The 779-nt window shown below is 48.9% G+C and carries 1 protein-coding gene; it reads left to right on the top strand.

The window, feature by feature from the left end; translation table 11 throughout:
* On the top strand, positions 1–779 hold a 779-nt coding region (locus GRP75_RS28505; RefSeq protein ID WP_483311131.1), incomplete at both ends, for a mannitol dehydrogenase family protein.

The following is a 779-nucleotide window of genomic DNA, read 5'->3' on the forward strand; positions in this document are numbered from 1 at the left end:
GGCAATATTTTTCGAGGGTTGATAGCCAACGCGCAGCAACAACTGCTGAATAAATTGAAAGCGGATACAGGTATTATTGCGGCCGAAGCCTTTGATTTTGAAATGATCGACAAAGTCTATAAGCCTTATGACAATCTAACCTTACTGGTGTTGATGAGTGCTGACGGAAGATTTCACAAGAGCGTGGTCGCAAGCATCGTTGAGGGACTCGCAGCAGAGCAAAATCGTCCAGACGACTACCTCCGTCTGATTGAAATATTTGAGAATCCGTCCCTGCAGATGGCCAGCTTTACTGTCACGGAAAAAGGATACGCCCTGACCGGGCCCGACGGCAAGTATCTGGCTGTTGTGGAGAGGGATTTGACGAATGGTCCTGAACAACCGATGCATGTGATGAGCATAGCTACTTCGCTTGCCTATCGGCGTTACCTGAAGGGGCGGCATCCAATGACCTTTGTGAGCATGGATAATTGCTCCCATAACGGCGATCTGTTAAAGGATAGTATGATTGCTATCGCCAAGGAGTGGACTCGCAGAGGCCTGGTAGAGGAAGGATTTGCAGACTATCTGCATAATGAGGAGAAAATAACCTTCCCCCTGACCATGATTGACAAAATCACCCCCCGCCCTTCCTTGCAAGTACAGTCTGCTCTTCGGGAGCTGGGGTTAGCCGACATGGAGATGATCGTTACCTCAAGGCATACGTATACGGCTCCCTTTGTCAACGCTGAGGTTAGCGAGTATTTGGTCATTGAAGACAAGTTTACGAACGGGAGACC

Origin of the sequence: Paenibacillus sp. OT2-17, assembly GCF_009827695.1 — a bacterium.
In the GTDB taxonomy this organism is placed as follows: Bacteria; Bacillota; Bacilli; order Paenibacillales; family Paenibacillaceae; genus Paenibacillus; species Paenibacillus polymyxa_B.